Origin of the sequence: Campylobacter concisus (assembly GCF_902460845.1) — a bacterium.
Classification (GTDB): Bacteria; Campylobacterota; Campylobacteria; order Campylobacterales; family Campylobacteraceae; genus Campylobacter_A; species Campylobacter_A concisus_X.
Genome location: NZ_CABPVS010000001.1, coordinates 199,486 through 221,125, shown reverse-complemented (window position 1 = coordinate 221,125; position 21,640 = coordinate 199,486). Strand labels below are relative to the sequence as shown.

At 40.5% G+C, this 21,640-nt stretch carries 18 protein-coding genes and 2 pseudogenes; 17 read left to right on the top strand and 3 right to left on the bottom strand.

Annotated elements, in window-relative coordinates; all coding sequences use genetic code 11:
* Window positions 1–206: 206 nt before the first annotated feature.
* Window positions 207–1,121, bottom strand: coding sequence for a pseudouridine synthase family protein (locus F3H00_RS01200; protein WP_148799444.1), 915 nt, complete (start codon window positions 1,119–1,121; stop codon window positions 207–209).
* 185 nt (window positions 1,122–1,306) lie between these two features.
* On the opposite strand from F3H00_RS01200, the gene purB reads away from it, so the two are divergent.
* The 17 genes and pseudogenes from purB to F3H00_RS01115 all read left to right on the top strand — a co-directional run bounded on the left by purB (window position 1,307) and on the right by F3H00_RS01115 (window position 18,161).
* Window positions 1,307–2,644 (top strand): adenylosuccinate lyase, encoded by a 1,338-nt coding sequence (gene purB / locus F3H00_RS01195; RefSeq protein ID WP_148799446.1) that lies wholly within the window; start codon window positions 1,307–1,309, stop codon window positions 2,642–2,644.
* Entirely contained in the window at window positions 2,634–3,206 is a 573-nt protein-coding gene (locus F3H00_RS01190) for a hypothetical protein (RefSeq protein ID WP_148799448.1), read from the top strand. The genes purB and F3H00_RS01190 overlap by 11 nt, the downstream gene beginning before the upstream one ends.
* 21 nt (window positions 3,207–3,227) lie before the next feature.
* Window positions 3,228–5,603 (top strand): ribonucleoside-diphosphate reductase subunit alpha, encoded by a 2,376-nt coding sequence (locus F3H00_RS01185; protein WP_148799450.1) that lies wholly within the window; start codon window positions 3,228–3,230, stop codon window positions 5,601–5,603.
* Window positions 5,604–5,675: 72 nt separating this feature from the next.
* Window positions 5,676–6,512 carry a hypothetical protein gene (locus F3H00_RS01180; RefSeq protein WP_148799451.1) on the top strand — a complete coding sequence of 279 codons (837 nt, stop codon included), beginning with the start codon at window positions 5,676–5,678 and terminating at the stop codon, window positions 6,510–6,512.
* Window positions 6,513–6,750: 238 nt separating this feature from the next.
* A pseudogene (locus F3H00_RS01175) lies at window positions 6,751–9,033 on the top strand (ribonucleoside triphosphate reductase).
* Window positions 9,034–9,118: 85 nt separating this feature from the next.
* Window positions 9,119–9,793, top strand: a complete 675-nt coding sequence (locus F3H00_RS01165) for an anaerobic ribonucleoside-triphosphate reductase activating protein (RefSeq protein ID WP_148799455.1) — start codon at window positions 9,119–9,121, stop codon at window positions 9,791–9,793.
* A gap of 74 nt (window positions 9,794–9,867) precedes the next feature.
* Complete coding sequence (locus F3H00_RS01160; protein WP_148799457.1) at window positions 9,868–11,013, top strand: iron-containing alcohol dehydrogenase; 1,146 nt, start codon at window positions 9,868–9,870, stop codon at window positions 11,011–11,013.
* Between the two features lie 29 nt (window positions 11,014–11,042).
* Window positions 11,043–11,684: an NAD(P)H-binding protein gene (locus tag F3H00_RS01155; RefSeq protein ID WP_148799459.1), complete on the top strand. Its 642-nt coding sequence runs from the start codon at window positions 11,043–11,045 to the stop codon at window positions 11,682–11,684.
* Complete coding sequence (locus F3H00_RS01150) at window positions 11,681–12,451, top strand: SDR family NAD(P)-dependent oxidoreductase (protein ID WP_148799461.1); 771 nt, start codon at window positions 11,681–11,683, stop codon at window positions 12,449–12,451. Before F3H00_RS01155 ends, F3H00_RS01150 begins: the two co-directional genes overlap by 4 nt.
* Before the next feature lie 70 nt (window positions 12,452–12,521).
* Window positions 12,522–13,958, top strand: a complete 1,437-nt coding sequence (locus F3H00_RS01145) for a subtype B tannase (protein WP_148799463.1) — start codon at window positions 12,522–12,524, stop codon at window positions 13,956–13,958.
* Window positions 13,959–13,973: 15 nt separating this feature from the next.
* A complete protein-coding gene (locus F3H00_RS01140; protein ID WP_148799465.1) occupies window positions 13,974–14,654 on the top strand; it encodes a putative quinol monooxygenase in 681 nt (226 codons plus the stop codon).
* A gap of 8 nt (window positions 14,655–14,662) precedes the next feature.
* On the top strand, window positions 14,663–14,959 hold the full coding sequence (locus F3H00_RS10460) for a hypothetical protein (RefSeq protein WP_223155216.1): 297 nt from the start codon (window positions 14,663–14,665) through the stop codon (window positions 14,957–14,959).
* A 12-nt stretch (window positions 14,960–14,971) separates the two neighbouring features.
* Window positions 14,972–16,234, top strand: a pseudogene (locus F3H00_RS01135) (tannase/feruloyl esterase family alpha/beta hydrolase); the annotation flags it as partial.
* A 15-nt stretch (window positions 16,235–16,249) separates the two neighbouring features.
* Window positions 16,250–16,810: an NAD(P)H-dependent oxidoreductase gene (locus F3H00_RS01130; protein ID WP_148799467.1), complete on the top strand. Its 561-nt coding sequence runs from the start codon at window positions 16,250–16,252 to the stop codon at window positions 16,808–16,810.
* Window positions 16,807–17,031, top strand: a complete 225-nt coding sequence (locus F3H00_RS01125; protein ID WP_148799469.1) for a DUF2798 domain-containing protein — start codon at window positions 16,807–16,809, stop codon at window positions 17,029–17,031. Before F3H00_RS01130 ends, F3H00_RS01125 begins: the two co-directional genes overlap by 4 nt.
* Before the next feature lie 93 nt (window positions 17,032–17,124).
* The gene (locus F3H00_RS01120) at window positions 17,125–17,769 is read left to right on the top strand and encodes a ferritin family protein (protein ID WP_103600576.1); all 645 of its coding nucleotides are present in this window, start codon (window positions 17,125–17,127) and stop codon (window positions 17,767–17,769) included.
* A 101-nt stretch (window positions 17,770–17,870) separates the two neighbouring features.
* Window positions 17,871–18,161 carry a DUF5339 domain-containing protein gene (locus F3H00_RS01115; RefSeq protein ID WP_148799471.1) on the top strand — a complete coding sequence of 97 codons (291 nt, stop codon included), beginning with the start codon at window positions 17,871–17,873 and terminating at the stop codon, window positions 18,159–18,161.
* 31 nt (window positions 18,162–18,192) lie between these two features.
* On the opposite strand, the gene F3H00_RS01110 is transcribed toward F3H00_RS01115, so the two are convergent.
* Window positions 18,193–19,761, bottom strand: coding sequence for a DNA recombination protein RmuC (locus F3H00_RS01110; RefSeq protein WP_149703654.1), 1,569 nt, complete (start codon window positions 19,759–19,761; stop codon window positions 18,193–18,195).
* Between the two features lie 81 nt (window positions 19,762–19,842).
* Entirely contained in the window at window positions 19,843–21,516 is a 1,674-nt protein-coding gene (ilvD, locus tag F3H00_RS01105; protein WP_148799475.1) for a dihydroxy-acid dehydratase, read from the bottom strand.
* Window positions 21,517–21,640: the final 124 nt, after the last annotated feature.

Below are 21,640 nucleotides of genomic sequence, written 5' to 3'. Positions count from 1 at the left end.
TTATTTTAAAAGTTTTAAAAGATGAAAAAGATAGGCATAAATTCTAAGCCTTAATATTAAGAAAAAATCTAGCTCTCATAAAGAAATAAAGTGGAGCATTAATTACATAAACTACAAAATTATCATTGTGGTATCTAAAAGTGATAAACTTTGGCAAAAACAGGTAAAGGTTTATGAGAAATAGAAATTTATTAAAAAATTTTAGACTAAAGTAAACCTTCTTTTGCAAATCTATAAAACTCGCTTTCAGCGTCAAATTTGCTTTTTATGGTGTAAAAAATTTCATCAAATTTAAAAGAAATCTCATCCGAGTGAAGCAAGAGCCTTTTTGCACCAGTTAAATTTATCCGTTCACGCTCGCTCATCTCTTTATCTAAAATTTTTTCGATCTGCGGACGTGGCAAACCATAAAGTGGTTCACCAAGGATCTTGTGTTTCACATGAAACAAATGCAACCGAATTTGATGCTGCCTGCCAGTGAGAGGAATAGCCTGAACCAAAGTCGTATCGATATCGTCAAAATATCTGATCGGCAAAATTTTAGTCACCGCACTTTTTCCATTTTCACAAATTTGCATTCGCATTTTCACATCGTCGTAGTTGTTTGCCAGATCCATCTTAGCATCGATCGTAAATTCTCGCTCGATCTTGCCTTGCACCATCGCGATGTAGCTTTTAGAAACCTCTCTATTTTCAAAGATTTTCTTTAGTTTTATCGTGGAATTTCTATCTTTTCCAACGACTATCACGCCGCTTGTTTCAAAGTCTAGCCTATGTGCTACGCTCGCATCTCGCCCAAAAAGTGTGTAAATTTCATCGTTTAGCGAGTACTCGCAGTGCCTGCCATTTGGATGACTGAGCACCCCGCTTGGCTTGTCAAATACCGCAAAGCTCTCGCATTCAAAGATAGGCTTAAGTCCCTTTGGCTCTGCTTCATAGTCAATCAGAAATACATCCCCGCACAATATGGCATTTTTCTCGCTCACGGCATTGCCATTGCAGATCAGCCTGCCTTTATCGATGAGGCGCTGGGTTTGGCTCATGATAAAGCCATTTTGCAGCAAAATTTCGTAAGCTTTTTGGTGATCTGCAGTAGCGATAAATTTATTTACGTAGGGCAAAAATAATCCTTTAAAAAAGAGCGAGCTATCTTAAGCCCAAATTTATAAGCGTATAACCGATATTTCAGCCCGGATTTTATATAATCAAAACTTAAATTTAGAGAAATTACACGACGTGATTTCTGGCTCAAAAAGCCAAATTTATAATTTCAGGACAAAAGCAAACTAACATAAAAGGTTCAACAATGGTCGAAAGATACTCACGCAAAGAGATGGCTGAAAAGTGGAGCATACAAGCAAAATACGACGCTTGGCTCAAGGTAGAAAAAGCTGCCGTTAAAGCTTGGAATAAGCTTGGCTTCATAAGTGATAGCGATTGCGAGAAAATTTGCAAAAATGCTAAATTTGAAGTGGCTCGCATCGACGAGATAGAAAAGACGACAAAGCACGACGTCATCGCATTTTTAACAAGCGTCAGCGAGAGCCTTGGCGAGGAGAGCAGGTTCGTGCACTACGGCATGACCTCAAGCGACTGCATCGACACAGCCGTCGCACTTCAGATGAAAGAGAGCCTAGATCTCATCATAAGCGACGTCGAGGAGTTTATGCAGGCGGTCAAAAACAGAGCAAACGAGCACAAGCACACGCTTATGGTCGGCAGAAGCCACGGCATCCACGGCGAACCGATAACCTTTGGCCTCGTGCTTGCCATCTGGTACGACGAGATCGCAAGGGCGCTAAAGCTCATCAAGGACGCAAAAGATACGATCAGCTACGGCAAACTCTCAGGCGCTATGGGAAATTTAGCCCACGTTCCGATGGAATTTGAAGAGCTAACATGCGAGGAGCTAGGCCTAAAAGCTGCCCCAGCGTCAAACCAAGTGATCCAGCGCGACCGCTACGCCCATGTGGTAAGCGCTATCGCTATCTTAGCCTCTACTTGCGAGAAGATCGCAGTTGCTATTAGGCACTACCAAAGGACCGAGGTTTATGAGGCTGAGGAGTACTTTAGCCCAGGACAAAAGGGCTCAAGTGCTATGCCACACAAGCGCAATCCAGTCCTTAGCGAAAACATCACGGGCCTTTGCAGAGTGCTACGCTCATATGTCACACCAGCACTTGAAAATGTCGCCCTTTGGCATGAGCGCGACATCAGCCACAGCTCTGTTGAGAGATTTATCCTGCCAGATATGTTTATCACGGCTGATTTTATGCTGGTTCGTATCAAAAATTTGATAGCAAATTTAGTCGTCTATCCAGAAAATATGATGAAAAATTTAAATTTAACAGGCGGACTAGTCTTTTCACAGCGCGTGCTTTTACAACTACCGCAGCGTGGAATTTCTAGAGAGGATGCCTACAAGATCGTTCAGCGCAATGCCATGAAGGTCTGGGCAGACTTGCAAGAGGGCAAAAAAGCGATCGATGAGCAAGGTCACAGCCTATTTTTGCAAAATTTGCTAAACGACGAAGACCTAACTAAGAGCCTTAGCAAAGATGAGATCAAAGAGTGCTTTGATTACGCTTATTACTCTAGGCACGTGGACGGGATTTTCAAAAGGGTGTTTATAGATGAAAAATGAAAAACAAATTAAACTGATAAAAGATGATATAAGTGCTGCGAATAGTGTTTTATCAAAAAATAAAAGCTATGAAGAAATAGAAGAATTTTTATATGATTTAGAAGATAAATACAGAGATTATAATATACATGTTTCATCCAATTATATAATAGATCTTGATACCGGTAAGACTATTTATGAAGGATATCCCAAGGCATTAAAATGTTTTATTAACAAATTATGTGTCCTAGTTGCAAAGCTTCAAGATGAAGATAGTAATGCAACAGTGACAAACCCTTTAAATTCGGTCACAATACACAATGATAATACAAATACAGCTAAAGCCAATATCACTCAAAATGTTAGTATCAAAAATACGATGGAAAAAATAGATCAAATTCCAGATGAGATTTTTGCTAAAAATTTAAAGTATGAATTAAAAGGAATACTTAGTGAGCTTGAATATTGCAAAGACAATCAAGAAAAAAAATCAAAGCTAATGGAAGTCGTCAAATGGCTTGGCGATAAATCTGTTGATGCCTTTATTGCTTGTTTGCCGTATTTTGCCGGACTTGGCTTATAAAATTATAGATAAGGAAAAAATTTGAAAGTTATAAAACGCAATGGAAGAACCGAAGAGCTTGATATAAGTAAGATTAAAAAATATACAAATGAAGCCGTTTTTGGCCTTAGCAATGTAAGTCTTAGTGAACTTGAAGTAGACGCGAAAATCCAGTTTAGAGATATGATAACGACCGAGGAAATCCAGCAAACTCTCATAAAAACAGCAGTTGACAAGATCGACATCGACCGTCCAAACTGGACATTTGTCGCTGCGAGACTATTTTTGTTCGACCTTTATCACAAAGTAACTGGCTTTAACGGCTACAACCACCTAAAAGACTATCTCGTAAAGGGCGAAAAAGTAGGCCGCATCATCCCTGGGCTAAAAGAGAAGTACGATCTTGAGGATCTAAATGCATACATCAAGCCAGAGCGCGACCTTCAGTTTGCATACCTTGGTATCAAAACACTTTATGACCGCTATCTCATCAAAGATAAGAATGGCATGCCAATCGAGCTTCCACAGCATATGTTTATGGCGATCGCGATGTTTCTTGCGCAAAATGAGCTAGACAGCCAAGGTTGGGCGAAGAAATTTTACGATCTCATCTCTAAATTTGAAGTGATGCTAGCCACGCCAACGCTCTCAAATGCAAGGACTACACGCCACCAGCTAAGCAGCTGTTACGTAGGTAGCACGCCTGATAATATTGAGGGCATTTTTGATAGCTACAAAGAGATGGCGCTACTTTCAAAATTTGGTGGCGGTATCGGCTGGGACTGGAGCAAGGTGCGTGCGATGGGCGGCAGTATCGACGGACACAAAAACGCAGCCGGCGGTATCATCCCATTTTTAAAAGTGACAAACGACATCGCAGTAGCGGTCGATCAACTAGGCACTAGAAAGGGCGCGATCGCTGTTTATATCGAGCCTTGGCACATGGACGTGAGCGATTTTCTCGATCTTCGTAAAAACTCAGGCGAAGAGAGACGCCGTGCACACGAGCTTTTCCCTGCGCTTTGGATAAACGACCTATTTATGAAGCGTGTTAAAGAAAATGGCCGCTGGAGCCTTTTTGACCCAGCTCAAGTGAGCGACCTTTGCGACCTTTATGGTGAGGAGTTTGAGAAGAGATACTTGGAGTATGAAAACGACGAAAATATCCAGAAAAACACCATCCTTGCAAAAGAGCTTTGGAAGAAAATTTTAACTAGCTATTTTGAGACTGGCATGCCATTTTTATGCTTTAAAGACAATGCCAACAAAGCAAATCCAAACGACCACGAGGGCATTATCAGAAGCTCAAATTTATGCACCGAAATTTTCCAAAACACAGCGCCAAACTACTATAAGATCAAGATCACTTATGAAGATGGCGGCGAGGAGCTATTTGACGAAGAGGAAGACGTCACTGTAGATAGTGGCATAACTAAAAAAGCCAAAAAGCTTAGCGCACTTGATAGCCTAAAAGGTAAGCAAATTTTCATCGTAGAAAAAGAGAGCATCGAGGGCAAAACGGCAGTTTGCAACCTTGCAAGTATAAATTTAAGCAAGATAAATAGTAAAGAGGACATCGAGCGTGTCGTGCCGATAGCTATTAGAATGCTTGATAACGTTATAGATCTAAATTTCTACCCTCACAAAAAGGTAAAACACACAAACCTATCATCTCGTTCGATCGGCCTTGGCGTCATGGGCGAGGCGCAAATGCTAGCTGAGAAAAACGTAAAATGGGGCAGCTATGAGCACTTGGCGCTGATAGACAGCATAATGGAAAACATAAGCTACAACGCGATCTATGCTAGCTCAAATTTAGCCGTAGAAAAGGGCGTCTATCCAAAATTTGAAGGCTCAAAATGGAGCAAAGGCATCATGCCAATAGACACCGCGAACGAAAACGCAAAGGCTCTTTTAAACGACAAAGGCGGGCTATTTGACGAAAATGTCTGCGACTGGGACAAGCTAAGAGAAAAAGTCAAGCGTGACGGCATGAGAAACGGCTATCTAATGGCGATCGCTCCAACTAGCTCGATCTCAATCCTTGTTGGTACTACTCAGACCATCGAGCCAGTCTATAAACGCAAGTGGTTCGAGCACAACCTAAGCGGTATGATCCCAAATGTCGTACCAAATCTCAGCCCTGACACTTGGCAGTTTTACACACCAGCTTATGAGCTTGATCAAAGAATTTTGATAAAAGCAGGCGCGATCCGCCAAAAGTGGATAGACCAAGGTCAAAGTCTAAATATCTTTATGAGTTTAGACAAGGCAAGCGGCGGCTATCTAAGTGAAATTTACACGCTTGCATGGGAGCTTGGACTAAAATCAACCTACTATCTACGCTCTGAAAGCCCAGATAGCGAAAAGCTAAACGACGTGGCCGACCGTTCGATCGAATGCGAGGGATGTCAGTAAATCTATTGGATATCTATGACTTTTTACCATAGGTATCTTTTGTATCCACATTAAAAACAAAAGGTAATTATTTTGTCCAGCTTAACAGATATTGAAAAAAGATATTTAGAAACGCTTTTTGAAATGGATACTGGCTATGTTTTAGATTTTACTGATCGGACTTTTTACGATTTTATACAAAATATCACTGGAATCGATATACATGCTATTAAATATAACATTTATGGAAGTTCCAAAGCCAAAAAATTAAGAGCCTTTTGGCAAACTGAAAGCGACGCAGTAAATGGAAGAGTATTAAAGAATTTATTGGAACGCTATAAATTTAATGTTGATAGCGGAAGGATTAAATTTAACGAAAAAATTTACAGTGAATGCATAAAAATCACCAATAGGCTTCTTGGTATTCAAAATACTATAGATTCGAAAGATGAATTATTAAAGAAAAAATTTGATGACATTAATATTAAAGATTTAACTTTGGATTATGGACTAGAAAAGGTCTTGGAGTATAGAGTTACAGAGATAGATAAATGCTTGGGTATCGGTGCATATATGTCAGCAATTATACTATGTGGAAGTATCTTAGAATGTCTTTTGTTAAACTTTATGCTAAAAAATCCAAAACAATTTAATGTATATAACGAATCTCCAAAAGACAAAACTGGTAAAGTGAAACCTTTTCAAGATTGGAAACTAGCAGAAATGATAGATGTATCTGGCGGGATAGGGATTTTGTCTCAAGATACTAAAAAATTTTCACACGAATTAAGAGATTTTAGAAACTATATACATCCTATGGAACAGATGGCTAATAATTTTAAACCTGACGACCAAACGGCTAAAGTTGCTTTTCAGGTTTTAAAAATGGCTATTTTAGATTTAAAAAAGCAAAGAGATACGAAACTATAATAGTATTAGTCTAGCCTAATTATTTTATAAAAAATAATTAGTTTTTAAAATTAATATAATAAATAATAATTTATATTATATACTCTAAATAAAGTGAATATATCACTTAAGAAAACTTTCTAAAATTTTATATTTTTTGATAAATATTATTAAACAAAAGAAAATAGTTATCTATTGTTTAAGCTTTCTTGTCCTATACTTTAAAACTCCATATTAAAAAAATCGGAAAGAGTGGGCGATGCGTGAAATTTTAAAACGAGACGGCACAAGACAAGAATTTGTAGCATATAAGATAGTAGATGCGATAAAAAAAGCATTTGCTAGCGAAAATTTAGCTTATGATGAGAAAGTTTTTACAAATGTTGTCCAAGATATCTTTCAAAAATCAAGTGCGATAACAGTCGAAGACATCCAAGATGCGATCGAAAAAGAGCTATTTAATAGCGGATATTTCGACGTTTTAAAGAGCTTTATGCTCTACCGTCATACCCACAAGCTTCAGCGTGAGCAAATTTTAGGGCTAAACGAAGATACGACCTACATAAACTCAACCCAAACGATAAATGAGTATATAAACGGTACTGACTGGAGAATTTCTGCAAACTCAAACACAAGCTACTCAAATGCAGGACTCATCAACAATACTGCCGGTAAAGTCATAGCAAATTACTGGCTAGACGCTGTTTATAGCAAAGAAGAAGGTCTTGCTCATAGAAATGGCGATTATCACATCCACGACCTTGACTGCCTTACAGGGTACTGCGCTGGCTGGAGCTTGCGAGCCTTGCTAAATGAGGGCTTTAACGGCGTTCGTGGCAGAGTTGAGAGCAAAGCGCCAAAGCACTTTAGAGAGGCGCTTTATCAAATGGCAAATTTCTTAGGAATTTTGCAAAGCGAGTGGGCTGGCGCTCAAGCTTTTTCTAGCTTTGATACCTACCTTGCGCCTTACGTTTTTAAAGACGATCTAAGTGACGCTGAGATTAAAAAGGCGATAACTAGCTTTATTTTTAACCTAAACGTGCCTGCACGCTGGGGACAAAGTCCATTTACAAATGTTACTATCGACATCACTTGCCCAAGCGACCTAAGAGATCAGATCCCAACGAGTGATGATATACACCTCTTTACAAACGTAAAAGACGAGAAAATTTTGAAAAAAGCAAACGAGCGTGGCAGAAAAAATTTGATCGATATGACCTACAAGGACTTCGAGCCTGAAATGGCACGCATAGATAAGGCATTTTACGAGGTTTTAACAGCTGGCGATAAGTGCTCACAGCCTTTTACATTTCCTATACCAACGGTAAATATCACAGAGGATTTTGACTGGGATAGTGAAGTAGCGGATGTACTCTTTGAAAACACCGCCAAAATGGGCTCAAGCTACTTTCAAAATTTTATCGGCTCACAATACACTTATGACGAAAATGGCAACAAGATAGAAAACGAAAAAGCCTACAAACCAGGACATGTCCGCTCTATGTGCTGCCGTTTGCAGCTTGATCTAAGAGAGCTTTTAAAACGAGGCGGCGGTCTTTTTGGTAGTGCTGAGATGACAGGCTCTATCGGCGTTGTCACTATAAATTTAGCTCGCCTAGGATACAACTTCAAAGGCGATAAAGTCGCACTTTATAACAGGCTAAGCTATCTTTTAGAGCTTGCTAAATCGACACTTGAAAAAAAGCGCAAATTTATCCAAGAGATGTATGACAGAGGGCTTTATCCTTATACAGCTAGATATCTAAAGCACTTTAATAACCACTTTAGCACGATTGGCATAAATGGTATGAACGAGCTTCTTAGAAATTTTACAAATGACAAGGAGAATATCTCAACAAAATTTGGACGCGATTTTGCTATTGAGATGGTCGAGTTTTTACGTGATAAGATAAGGACATTTCAAGAAGAGACTGGAAATTTATACAACCTTGAGGCGACTCCAGCTGAGGGCACGACATACCGCTTTGCCAAAGAGGATAAAAAGCGCTATCCAGACATCATCCAAGCAGGTGGGGGAGAGAATATTTACTATACAAACTCAACCCAGCTTCCAGTAAATTTTACAGATGATGCTTACGAGGCACTTGATTTGCAAGATGATCTTCAGACTTCATACACCGGTGGCACAGTATTTCACCTTTATATGAAAGAAAGGATCAGCTCACCTAAAGCTTGCAAGGAGCTTGTAAAGAGCATAATCTCTAACTACAAACTCCCGTATATCACGATAACGCCTGTGTTTAGTGTTTGTTCAAAACATGGATACATTGCTGGAGAGCATGAATTTTGTCCACTTTGTGATGCAGAATTAATAGAAAAAGAGAAAAACAATTCCAAATAAGGAGAGGAAATGACAGAAAAAGAAATTTTAGAAAAAGTACAAGACAAACGCACAAAATGCGTAGTCTATACTCGTGTTATGGGTTATCATCGCCCAGTTGAGAGCTTTAACCTTGGTAAAAAAGGCGAGCATAAAGAGCGTATTAAATTTGACGAATACGCAAGTTGCTGCAAAAGATAATCACCGCAGCTAATAAAAATATAAAAAACTCAAATAAAAAAGGCACAATCTTCTGTGCCTTTTAAATCTCAAAAGGTCCACAAATTTGCATAAAGTCTTTAGTATAACGCCATTTACTACGCTTGATTATCCAGACAAAGTGGCTGCGGTAGTTTGGTTTGCAGGCTGTAATATGCGATGCGTGTATTGCTACAATATAGAAGTTGTAAATTCAAATGGCAATATAGAAATGGATGAGGTTTGTAACTTTTTAGACCGCCGCATAGGCAAACTAAATGGTATCGTCTTTAGCGGTGGCGAATGCACGGCAAATCCTTTGTTTTTAAAACTTGCAAGAGAGGTTAAGTCAAGAAATTTTTGCCTAAAGGTCGATACAAATGGCTCTCATATTGAGATTTTAAAAGAGGCGATAGGTGAAGGGCTGATTGACTATATCGCGCTTGATTTTAAAGCGCCAAAAGAGAAATTTGTGGGCGTAACTGGCTCAAATTTATATGAAAAATTTATTAGCACACTAAAATATCTGCTTGAGATAAATTTCGATTTTGAAGTAAGAACAACCGTGCATGCAGACTTTCTAAACGAAATAGATATTTCTTTGATGTCTGAAATTCTTTATGACCTTGGATATAGAGGCAATTATTATTTGCAAAAATTCCTTAGCACAGGTGAAAATTTTGGAAATTTGGTTGATGCCAAAAGTAGCTTTGATCCGAAAAAAATCATCTCGAAACTTCCTATCAAACTAAGAAATTTTTAAATTTCTACTCATTATTTTTAACAAAAATTTTTGCTTTGCAAAACTATAATCATTAAAACTAATAAGGAGAAACTATGCAAAATTTTAGCTTTTTAAACCCTACAAAAATAGAATTTGGCAAAGACAAAGAGCAAAATATCGGCAAATACATGAAAGAATTTGGCGTTAAAAAGACGCTTATCATCTATGGCAGCGATAGGGTCATAAAAAATGGCCTTTTTGATGTCGCAGCAAAGAGTCTAAGTGCAAATGGTATCGAGTTTTGCAAGATAGGCGGCGTGAAGTCAAATCCAGTGCTAAGCAAGGTAAATGAGGCTATAAATTTAGCTAAAAAGCAAGGTGTCGATAGTGTGCTAGCCATAGGTGGTGGCTCGGTGCTTGACACGGCCAAGGCGGTAGCTGCTGGAGTTAAATATAATGGCGACGTTTGGGACTTTTTTACCGGTAAAGATCCAAGCGAAGCGCTTATGATCTTTGACATCATAACGCTTGCAGCAACTGGCTCAGAGATGAACGGCGGCTCAGTCGTCACAAATGAAGCCACGAAACAAAAATTTGCTATGCACGGAGCATGTCTTTACCCAAAAGTTTCAGTGATAAATCCACTACTTCAAGCAAGCGTTAGCAAAGAGTACTTGGTCTATTCTGCTTCAGACATCATCGCTCACAGCATCGAGGGATACTTTACGGCGAGCGTTCAGCCTGAGATCATAAATTTATACATTGAAGCAAACATCAAAACCGTCATGAAAACAACAGAAATTTTACTAAAAGAGCCAGAAAACTACGCCGCTAGAAGCGAGTTTGCCTGGGCTGCTACGATGGCGCTAAATGGCCTAACTTACGTTGGCACGGCTGGCTACTCTTATCCAAATCACATGATCGAGCACGCCATAGGTGCGGTGGTTGATTGCGCGCATGGAGCTGGGCTAAGTGTCGTTATGCCAGCTTGGATGAAGTGGTATAAGAGTAGAAATTTAGAGGCATTTAAGCGTTTTGGCAAGGAAATTTTTGGCGTGAATGACGCAGACGCAGGCATTGAAAAGCTAAAAGAGTGGTTTAGCAAGATCGGCACGCCAACAAGCCTCATCGAGATCGGCGTTGATGAGTCAAATTTAGACGAGATTATGGCGCTAGTTTATGACTACGCCAAGGGCAGGGGCTTGGAGCAAATTTATACAAAAGAGGCAATAAGTGAAATTTTTGCCTTAGCGAGATAGAATTTATCTAAATTTTACAAAGGAAAGATATGAAAAAGATCGCCCTTATAGCAGGAGCCAGTGGCGCTGTGGGAAGTGAGATTTTAAAAAATTTATGTGTGAGTGAGCATTATAGTAAGGTTATCGCCCTTGCTAGGCATGAGCTAGAATTTACTCATGAAAAGCTTGAAGTAAAGATAGTAAATTTTGACGAGCTAAAAGATGAGGTGCCATTTATCGCTGATGATGTCTTTTGCGCACTTGGCACGACGATGAAGGTGGCAAAGCACAAAGAGCAGTTTTATAAAGTCGATGTGACCTATCCGCTAAATTTCGCGAAATTTGGCTTGGAGTGCGGCGCAAAACGCTTTGTTTTGCTCTCGGCCGCAGGTGCTAGTAGAAAGTCAGGCTCGTTTTACCTAAAGGCAAAAGGCCAAGCAGAAGCAAAGATAAAAGAGCTTGGATATAGCTCATTTCATATTGCTAGACTACCACTTATCGAGGCTGAAAGGAAAGAATTTAGACTTGGCGAGTATCTAGCGATAAAGGCATTTAAATTTATCCCAAAAGGCTTTTTTGACGAGTATCGTCCGATGAGGGCGGCTGATATCGCTAAAGTGATCGTGCAAGTAGCACAAGATGACCACAGCGAGGGCGTGAAAATTTATAGCCCGATGGAGTACGCGAAGTGAAAAGATACATCGCCATCACCGGAGCAAGCTCAGGCATAGGAGCGGCTGCGGCAAAGGCATTTGCAAGGCGCGGGGAGAATTTGATCCTTATTGCAAGGCGTGGCGAGCTTTTAGAGGAGTTAAAAAGCGAGATAGCTAAATTTGCAATTGTCGATGTGGTGATAGAGCTTTGCGATCTCTCAAAGCAAGAAAATGCTCTTTCTCTTTGGTGTGATTTAGAAAAATATGAGCTAAAAGCGCTTATAAATAACGCTGGTTTTGGCTACTATAACAAGGTCGGCGAGCAAAATTTAGAAAAAATCACACAGATGATAAATTTAAACATCATCGCTCTTGTCACGCTCTCAACGCTTTTTACTAAAAAATACAAAGACAAAGATACGCAGCTCATCAACATCTCTTCGATAGGCGGCTATAAGATCGTACCAAACGCCATCACATACTGCGCTAGCAAATTTTTCGTAAGTGCCTTTAGCGAGGGGCTTTACCACGAGCTAGCACAGGATAAGCAGGCAAAGATGCAAGCAAAAGTGCTAGCTCCAGCTGCCACAAAGACAGAATTTGGCATGGTGGCAACTAGCAAAGAGAGCTACGACTACGACAAGGCGTTTAAAAAGTATCACACGAGCGAGCAGATGGCGGAGTTTTTGCTTCGACTTTATGATAGCCATTACTGCGTTGGCGCGGTGGATAGAGATAGCTTTGAGTTTAGTCTAAGTAAGCCAAAATTTGACTACGCTATCAAATACGAGCCAAAAGATAACTAGGTGCTAAAGCCCTGGTAGCCTACGCCAAGGCTGGTAAAGCAAAAAGTAGGACAAAACAAAAAGGCAGATCATGAAAGGCGTTAGAGTTGCTATTTTAGGGGTTTGTTTAGTAGGTACTTGCTTTGGTAGTGAGCTTAAATTTGATGAAAAGAAATTTGAGCTAAAAAGCGTGCAAGTTGGCGAGAGGACGCTTAAATTTAGAGCTTATGAAGGCATAGTCTATGTGGCAAAGCCAGTTAGCGACTACGAGGTCTTAAATTTTTACGTGCCAGAGGAGAAATTTAGCGACCAAAAGAGCGCTATCTTTATGCCAAATGGCATAGGTGGCTACATGAGCGCCAAACCACAAAAACCAGAAATCCAAAACGAAAAGCCAAATGCCACTCTTGAAGCGCTTCTTAGAGGCTACGTCGTGGCAAGCGTTGGCGCTAGAGGCAGGACGCTAAAAGATGGCGAGAAATTCATCGGCAAAGCCCCAGCTGTGATAGTCGATCTAAAAGCGGCCGTTAGATATCTAAAATTTAACGATAAATTTATGCCAGGCGACGCAAATAAGATCATCTCAAACGGCACGAGCGCAGGCGGCGCGATGTCGGCACTGCTTGGCGCTAGCGCAAACGCAAAAGAGTACGAGCCATATCTTGACGAGCTAGGCGCTGCGAAGGCGGACGATCAAATTTATGCCGTCTCAGCCTACTGCCCTGTTACAAATTTAGAGCATGAGGACGAGGCGTATGAGTGGATGTTTGGGGATTTGGATAAATTTGAAAGGATAGACTTTTCAAGCTTTGACGCGAGCTCTTTTAACGACAGAAGCAAAAAGCCAAAGACTATCACAGGCGAGCTAAACGCCACGCAAAAAGAGCTCTCACGCGAGCTAAAGAGTAAATTCCCAGCCTATCTAAACTCACTAAATTTAAAAGACGCCAAAGGCCACGCGCTAAGCCTTGATGAAAATGGCGAGGGCAGTTTCAAAGAGTATATAAACGCCCTGCTTTCAAGAGCATTTACAGCTACAAAGAGTGGTGATAAAAATACACTCACACCTAAATTTATCACGCTTGACACGCAAGGCTGTCAGCTTGGATATACCTTTAAGCTAGAAGACTTCATCGCTTCGCTAAAACGCGCCAAAGCGGTGGTTGCCTTTGACGGGCTTTCGCTGGAAAATCCTGAAAACGATCTATTTGGTGATAGCAAAACGCCCGCAAAGCACTTTACTAAATTTGCAAAAGAGCGAGGTGGTGGCAAGATGGCGGAGGCTGGTGTCATAAAGATGATGAATGCGATGAACTACACTAAAAATAAAGAGGCGGCGAAATTTTACCGCATAAGGCAGGGCACAAACGACACCGATCTAGCCCTCGCCGTGCCTGCTATGCTTGCACTTTCGCTTAAAAATACTGGCAAAGAGGTTGATTTTGAAGCGGTCTGGGGACAAGGACATGGCGGCGACTATGACTTAGACGAGCTTTTTGCTTGGATGAAAAGAGTGGTTGAGAAATAAATTTAAGGAAATCTGATGATAAAAAAGCTATTTTTACTAGCGATTTTGGCGGTTTTTGCCTTTGGGGCGGAGGCGAAAGTGAGCTTACACGAGCTGCTTTCAACGCCAAATAATAAGACTTTGCTAAAAGAGCTTGGCAGGGAAAAAATACTAAGCTCAAAGAGTGAGCCAGGCACGCAGGCGATCTTTTTTATGAGCGCAAAGAGTAAGCCGGAGCTATTTTACGTGCTTGAGTTTTACGAGGACGAGGCGGCTTATAAAAAGCATATAAGCTCAGCTCATTTTAAGAAATTTGCAAGCGCAAGCGCTGAAATTTTAGCTAGCAAAAAGGCTATAAGCGTGAAAAAACGGGCTGCGTTTTCAAAAAATTTAACGCCAGAGCGCCTAAAAGATGCCTACTTTCACATCACAAATTTAAGCCTTTTGGCAAAAAGTGATGCGAAATTTGAAAAGATCATCAAAAAATATATACAAAAAAGCGTAGATGATGGCGCTTACGCGCAGTTTGCCTTTAGTCAAAAGGACGCGGCAAACAAATGGGTGCTGGTTGAAATTTACAAAGACGAAGCTAGCTTTGAGAGCTACCGTCACAGCGAAAACTACAAAGCTTACGCCAAAGAGCGAGCTGTGCTAATAGACGAATTTGACGGCTTTGGTCTCAAAAACGAGACCTCATTTAGTAAGGTAAAATTTTAGGAGATGTTATGAAGAAAATTTCACTTTTTTGCGCACTAGCGCTTGTTAGCAGCACGGCTTTTGCCCTTGATAAGGCAGGATGTGAGAGTTTAAAAGATGTGAAAATTTTAAACAACGAGATGATAGATGCGGTGTGGAATGAGAGTGGCGAAGTATCAGCCGATAAGATGTCTGCGCTAACTGGTGGCAGTAAAAATAATATCAAAGCAAAGCCTCACTGCGTGGTGCATGGCAAACTCTATAAGCGCACCGGAAGTGACGGCAAAGAGTATGCGATTGATTACGAGCTAAGGCTGCCAGAGTAGTGGAATGAGAAGTTTTTGTTTCAAGGTGGAGGCGGTATGGACGGCTTTGTAGCGCCTGCTCTTGGTGCAGTGCCGATACGCACAAGCACAGCCACGCCAGCGCTTCTTAGAGGTTACGCGGTCGTCACTACAAACTCAGGACATCCAAAACCAACGGCTGAGTTTGGGCTAGATCAGCAAGCAAGGCTAGACTACGCCTATCAGGCGATCGGCAAGGTTACAAACGCAGCTAAGCAAATTTTAGCTGCCGCATACTCCAAAAAGCCAAAACATAGCTACTTCATGGGCTGCTAAAATGGCGGCAGGGCAGCACTCATAGCGGCACAGCGTTATCCGCTAGAATTTGACGGTGTCATCGCTGCAAACCCTGGCTTTAGGCTATCTCGCGCGGCTATCGCTCAGCAGTGGGACAACCAAGCCCTTATGAAGATAGCACCTAAAAATGAAAAAGGCGAGAAAATTTTCGCAAATGCCCTAACTAAGAATGACCTTGAGAAGCTAAGCCACGCCGTGCTAGAAAAATGTGATGCCTTAGACGGGCTAAAAGATGGGATCATAAATGCGTGGGAAGCGTGCAAATTTGATCCAAAAAGTCTAAATTTAGAGAAGCAAAAGATAGAGGCGATAGAGAAAATCTTTAACGGAGCCAAAAACAGCAAGGGCGAGCAAATTTATAGTGGCTGGTTTTACGACTCAGGCGTGAGCGCTGAGGGCTGGAGGCAGTGGAAGCTAGGCGACTCACAAAGCGTCAAGCCAAACGCTAGAAATATCACGCTTTCAAGCGGCTCGGTGAATTACTACTTTTTAACGCCCGCGCAACCAAATTTTGACACGATAAATTTTGACTTTGACAAAGACACGCCAAAGACTTTCGAAACCGCAGCGATAAATGACGCTATCTCAACAAGCCTTAGCACATTTAGCGCAAATGGCGGTAAGCTAATCATAGTAACTGGCGTCTCAGACCCAGTTTTTTCGGCAAAAGATCAAAGGGACTGGTTTAAAAAGCTAGAGGCTGATAATGAAAATAGCCAAAATTTCGCGGCATTTTTTGCGCTACCTGGGATGAACCACTGCGGTGGCGGAAACGGCATAGATGACGTCGATCCTCTTAGTGCGCTTGAAGCGTGGCACGAAAAGGACGAAGCGCCAAAGAGCATGCTAGCAAAGAGCAGGAGCTACGCTGGCAAGGAATTTTTGGTGTGTGCGTATCCAAAGATGGCTACATACGTGGGTGGCGACACGAGCAAGGCAAGTAGCTTTGTTTGCAAGTAAATTTAAGGAGAGAAAATGAGTGAAATTTTAGTTGTATCAGGTCACACTGACCTTGAAAATTCTTTTGCAAATAAGATAATTTTGAGTGAGCTAAAAAAGCAGGTGCCAGAGGCTAAATTTGACATACTAAGTGAGCTTTATAAAAACTACGCTATCGATGTAAAAGCCGAGCAAGAAAAGCTAGTAAAGGCTGATGTGATCGTGCTTGTTTATCCATTTTTCTGGTACGGTGTGCCGTCACTTTTACAAAAGTGGTTTGAAGATGTGCTAGTTCATGGCTTCTCTCATGGCAGTAAGGGAGATAAGCTACATGGCAAAAAGCTAGTGCTTTCATTTACCTCTGGTGCGCCTGAGGAGCTTTATAAAAAAGAAGCACTTCAGCGCTATGAGATAGAGGAATTTTTGCCGCCACTTAAGGCTCTAGCGAATACTTGCGGAATGGAATTTGCAGGATATGTTTATAGCGGAGGGCTTTCGTATCAGAGCAGGCACGATGAGGCAAAGCTTGCTTTGATGAGGCAAAAGGCGCTCGATCACGCAAAAAGGTTAGGGGAGCTGATAGGCAAAATTTCATGATACCAGTAAAATTTTATAAATATGTTTTTGCGTTTATAATGTCAGCATTTATGGCTTTTTTTATGTCATTTGTGCTGACATATCTAAACCTTGGTTTTGTTGATGGCTTTGTGAAAATTTGGCTAATTGCTTATGTAAAAGCCTTTGTAGTGGCGTATCCTGTGCTTTTGCTAGTCTCTCCATTTGTAACAAAACTCACACAAATTTTGTGTAAAAAATAAAATAATAATATACGTTATCAATAAAAATTATTATTTACTTATTTTAATTATTTGGTTATAATCCACTCAAAATTTATCAAAATAGGAGTCAAAATGAGACAGTACGAAACATACAAATGCGAAAAATGCGGCAACGAGATCGAGGTGCAAAAGGTTGGCGGCGGTACACTAACCTGTTGTGGCGAAGAGATGAAATGCATCACTGAAAATTTAACAGCGGTAAATTTGATGAAGGCATTTGCTGGCGAGTCACAAGCTAGAAATAAGTATGAGCTTTACGGCGATCTAGCCAAAGAAGCAGGATATCATGCTATTGCTAGACACTTTTACGAAGCAGCTGAAAATGAAAAATGGCATGCAAGAGCTGAGTTTAAAAAATATCATGAGCTAATGAATGATCCGATCGATAAGATGGATAAAAATTTACTTGACGCTGCAGCTGGCGAAAACTACGAGCATACGACGATGTATCCAGACTTTGCAAAGATCGCAAAAGAAGAAGAGCTAAGAGATGTTGAGAGGCTATTTAACGCGATCGGCAAGGTTGAAGTAGAGCATGAAAGAGAGTATTTAGAGCTTAAAAAGATGCTTGATGAAGAGGGCTTTTTTGAGAGCGATGAGGAAGATATCTGGGTTTGTGAGGTGTGCGGACACGTTCACAGAGGTAAAAAAGCTCCAGGTGCTTGCCCACTTTGCAAAGCTCCAAAAGAGTATTTCAAACGCGAATTTCTAGGCTAAAAAGCCAAAAATAGCCAAGACTCTTGTCTTGGCTATTAATTTAAGCCATAAAATATTATAAAAATGATACAATCCTTTCAAATTTTCACAAGGAGAAAGAGATGAAAAAATCACTTTTAGTTTTAGCTGCTCTTGGCTTTGCACTAAGCCTAAACGCTGCAGATCTTACAGATACTTGCAAATCATACTTCTCAGACATCGATAAGATGGTTGAAGCTTACAAAAAAGCTGGTCAAGATCAACAAGTAAAAATTTATGAAGACCAAAAGAAGCAATCAATGGACCAACTTGCTGCACTTCCAAAAGAGCAACAAGACGCTACTTGCAAACAAGCTAAAGAGATGTTTGCTCAAGTAATGGAACAAATGAAAAAACAAGGTCTTTTAAAATAAATTTTTTATGGCTAGTTTTTCTAGCCATATCCTAATCCTCTTTTTCTAATTTGTTATTTACACCGATTTCTTTTACTTCTATATCTTTTTGATCGTCTGGAGACAAGCGTTTAAAATTTTCAAGTCTACTAATAAGACCATCTCTACCACTAAAACTTGATGCAAGGGCGTTAAAATGTTTATTTGCAGTATTTAGTGTATTGCTAAGCCTATTCATGTGCTCGGCCACATTGCGGACTTTATCATAAATTTTAATCGCACTCTTTACGATATTTTTGGCCTCTTCATTGCCACGCTCTATACGCCATAAATTTGCCACTGTGCGAAGAATAGGCATAAGCGTAGTGTGAGATACTAGTATTACGCGCTTTTGAAACGCATAGTCAAAAAGTGAACTATCAAATTTCATAGCCTCGATATATGCTGGCTCAATTGGTATAAACATCAATACAAAATCAGGGCTATCAGGTACGATCTCGCCGTAATTTTTACTATTTAAGCTATCTATGTGATTTTTCATAGAAGCAATATGCTCTTTCAATGCTAAATTTAGCTCCTCTTCGTTGCTGGCTGTGATAGCCTTTTCGTAAGCTATAAGTGAGACTTTAGAATCAACTATTAGGTGTTTGCCATCTGGTATCTTTACTATAAAATCAGGAATAAGACGTTTGCCTTCTTCGTTCTTGAAATTTTGTTGTGTCAAGTAATGCTCATCTTTTACAAGTCCAGAAGCCTCAAATGTGCGTTCAAGCTGTATTTCACCCCAGTTTCCAAGTGTTTTATTGCTACCTTTTAATGCAGTGGCTAACGAGTTTGCCTCTTTTGACATCGAGATACCAATCTCACTTATGTGCTTAATCTGCGTTCCTAGTGCGCTCATGCCTTTAACGGATTCGTCGTGGACTGCATTTACGCGCTCTTGAAAGGTTGAAATTTGCTCCTTTAGTGGCTTTAGTAAAAGATCTAAAGAATTTTGGCTATTTTGTGTGAAATTTGCACTTTTTTCTTCAAATATTTTATTTGCAAGATTAGAAAATTCCAGATTTAACTCATTTTTTACTTTTAATAAATTTGCCTCCTGCTCTTTTAGGCTATTTTCTTTTGCTTCTATTTCATTTCTAAGCACAGCCATATCACGTTTTAATCTATTTTCTCTCTCACTCGCTTCAGCTAAAGCATTTTTGTTTTGATTTAGCTCAGCTAGTGTTGCAGTAAAATTTGCCTCGTTATTCTTGGCCCTTTCATTTGCTGTACCGATACTCTCTTTAAGCTCATTTATCACGCACTCCATTGCATCTTCAGCTTCGTCTTTTTGTGCTATTTTGGTCTTTAGTGCATCGATCTCACGGATGAGCTCGTCTATTCGCTCGTGATTTGACACAAGTCTTGCTTTTTGCTCACTGATTAGCTGCAGATTTTCACTATTTTTAGATACTAAATTTGTTAGATTTGATGAAATTTCAAAATTTTCTTGCTCTTTTTGTGTCAAATTTCTCTTTAGCTCAAGTTTGTCTCTATTAAATGAATAGATGACAAATATCGCAATCAAAAATAGTAGTCCTAAAAATATGGCAGCATAAAAATAGAAATCTTGTTGCATTTAGTATCCTTAAAAAAATGAAGAAATTTTAATATTTTTACAAAAGCAAGGAGGCTACTCCTTGCTTTTGTAATAAATTTTTTATGCTTCTAGAACTGCTCCGTTGCTTGCGTTTGTGACTAGTTTGCGGTACTGCCTTAGCCAGCGAGATGTTAGCGGTTTATCAACTGGCTTAAATTCCGCTCTTCTCTTTGCGATCTCAGCTTCGCTTAGGCGAACGTTTATCTCGTATTTATCAACGTCTATATCGATGATATCGCCATCTTGTAGCAAGCCTATCATGCCGCCTTCAGCCGCTTCTGGGCTTACGTGACCGATACTTAGACCCCTTGTCGCCCCGCTGAAGCGACCATCTGTGATGAGCGCTACATCTGCACCAAGGCCTCGTCCCATGATGAGTGAAGTAGGGCTTAGCATCTCTTGCATGCCAGGTCCCCCGCGTGGGCCTTCATAGCGGATGACGACGACGTCGCCTTTATCTACTTTACCGCTTGAGATGCCAGCTATTGCTTCATCTTGTGAGTTAAAGCAGACGGCTTTGCCGCTAAATTTACGTTCGCCAACGATGCCGGCTGTCTTGATGACACAGCCTTGCTCGGCTAAATTTCCAAATAAAATGGCAAGTCCGCCAACTTGTGAATAGGCGTTTTCTACCTTGTGAATGATGTTTTCATCTTTGATGTCACTTACCTTTACACGCTCTCCCAGAGTTTCGCCACTAACTGTGAGATTGTCTAAATTTAGCATGCCATTATCTCTGCGTGAAATTTCTTTTATCACTGCATTCATGCCACCAGCTCTACCGATGTCCTCCATATGCACGTTTGGCAAACTTGGGCTGATTTTAGCGATATGAGCGATGTTTTGGCTGATTTTATTTAGCTCTTTGATATCTAAATTTACGCCAGCCTCTCTTGAGATAGCTAGCATGTGAAGGACGGTGTTGCTGCTACCACCCATCGCCATATCAACGACAAGCGCGTTGCGGATCGCTTTTTCATTTAGTATGTTTCTGATTTTAAATTTCTCATCAAGTGCGATCTCACAGATCCTGCGAGCAGCCTGCCTGATGAGCTCCTCACGCTCTGGGGTTAGTGCAAGGATAGTGCCATTGCCAGGGAGCGCTATGCCCATCGCTTCACAAAGTGTGTTCATAGAATTTGCTGTAAACATACCGCTGCAACTACCACCGCTTGGACATGCATTGCACTCGATATCTCTTAGCTCGGCTTCGTCTATCTCTTTGGTCTCAAATTTACCAACCGCCTCAAACGCAGTCGCAAGATCTATCGGCTTGCCATCTTTTGTGTAGCCTTTTTTCATAGGGCCACCGCTTACAAACACAGTTGGGACATTGACCCTTAAAGCGCCCATAACCATGCCAGGGACGATCTTGTCGCAGTTTGGCATACAAACAAGTGCGTCAAGTGCATGAGCGTTCATCACAGTTTCTATCGAGTTTGCGATGATTTCGCGGCTAGGCAAGCTATATAGCATGCCGCCATGCCCCATCGCGATGCCATCATCCACGCCTATGCAGTTAAACTCAAATGGAATACAGCCATTTTTGCGAATTTCATCTTTTAAAATTTGCGCGTATTTGTTTAAGAAAAAGTGGCCTGGAATGATCTCTATAAAGCTGTTTGCAACGCCGATAAAGGGTTTATTAAAGTCATCGTCTTTTAGCCCGGTCGCACGCAAAAGTGAGCGGTGTGGAGCTCTTGTGTAGCCTTTTTTGATTATGTCGCTTCTCAAATTTGATCCTTTTTTAAAATTTGAGAGGATTTTATCACATATAAAGTATCAAAGATTTTAAAAATTTTTTTGCAAATTTAAAAATTTTTTTATTACATAAATAACACATTAAATTTTTAAAATT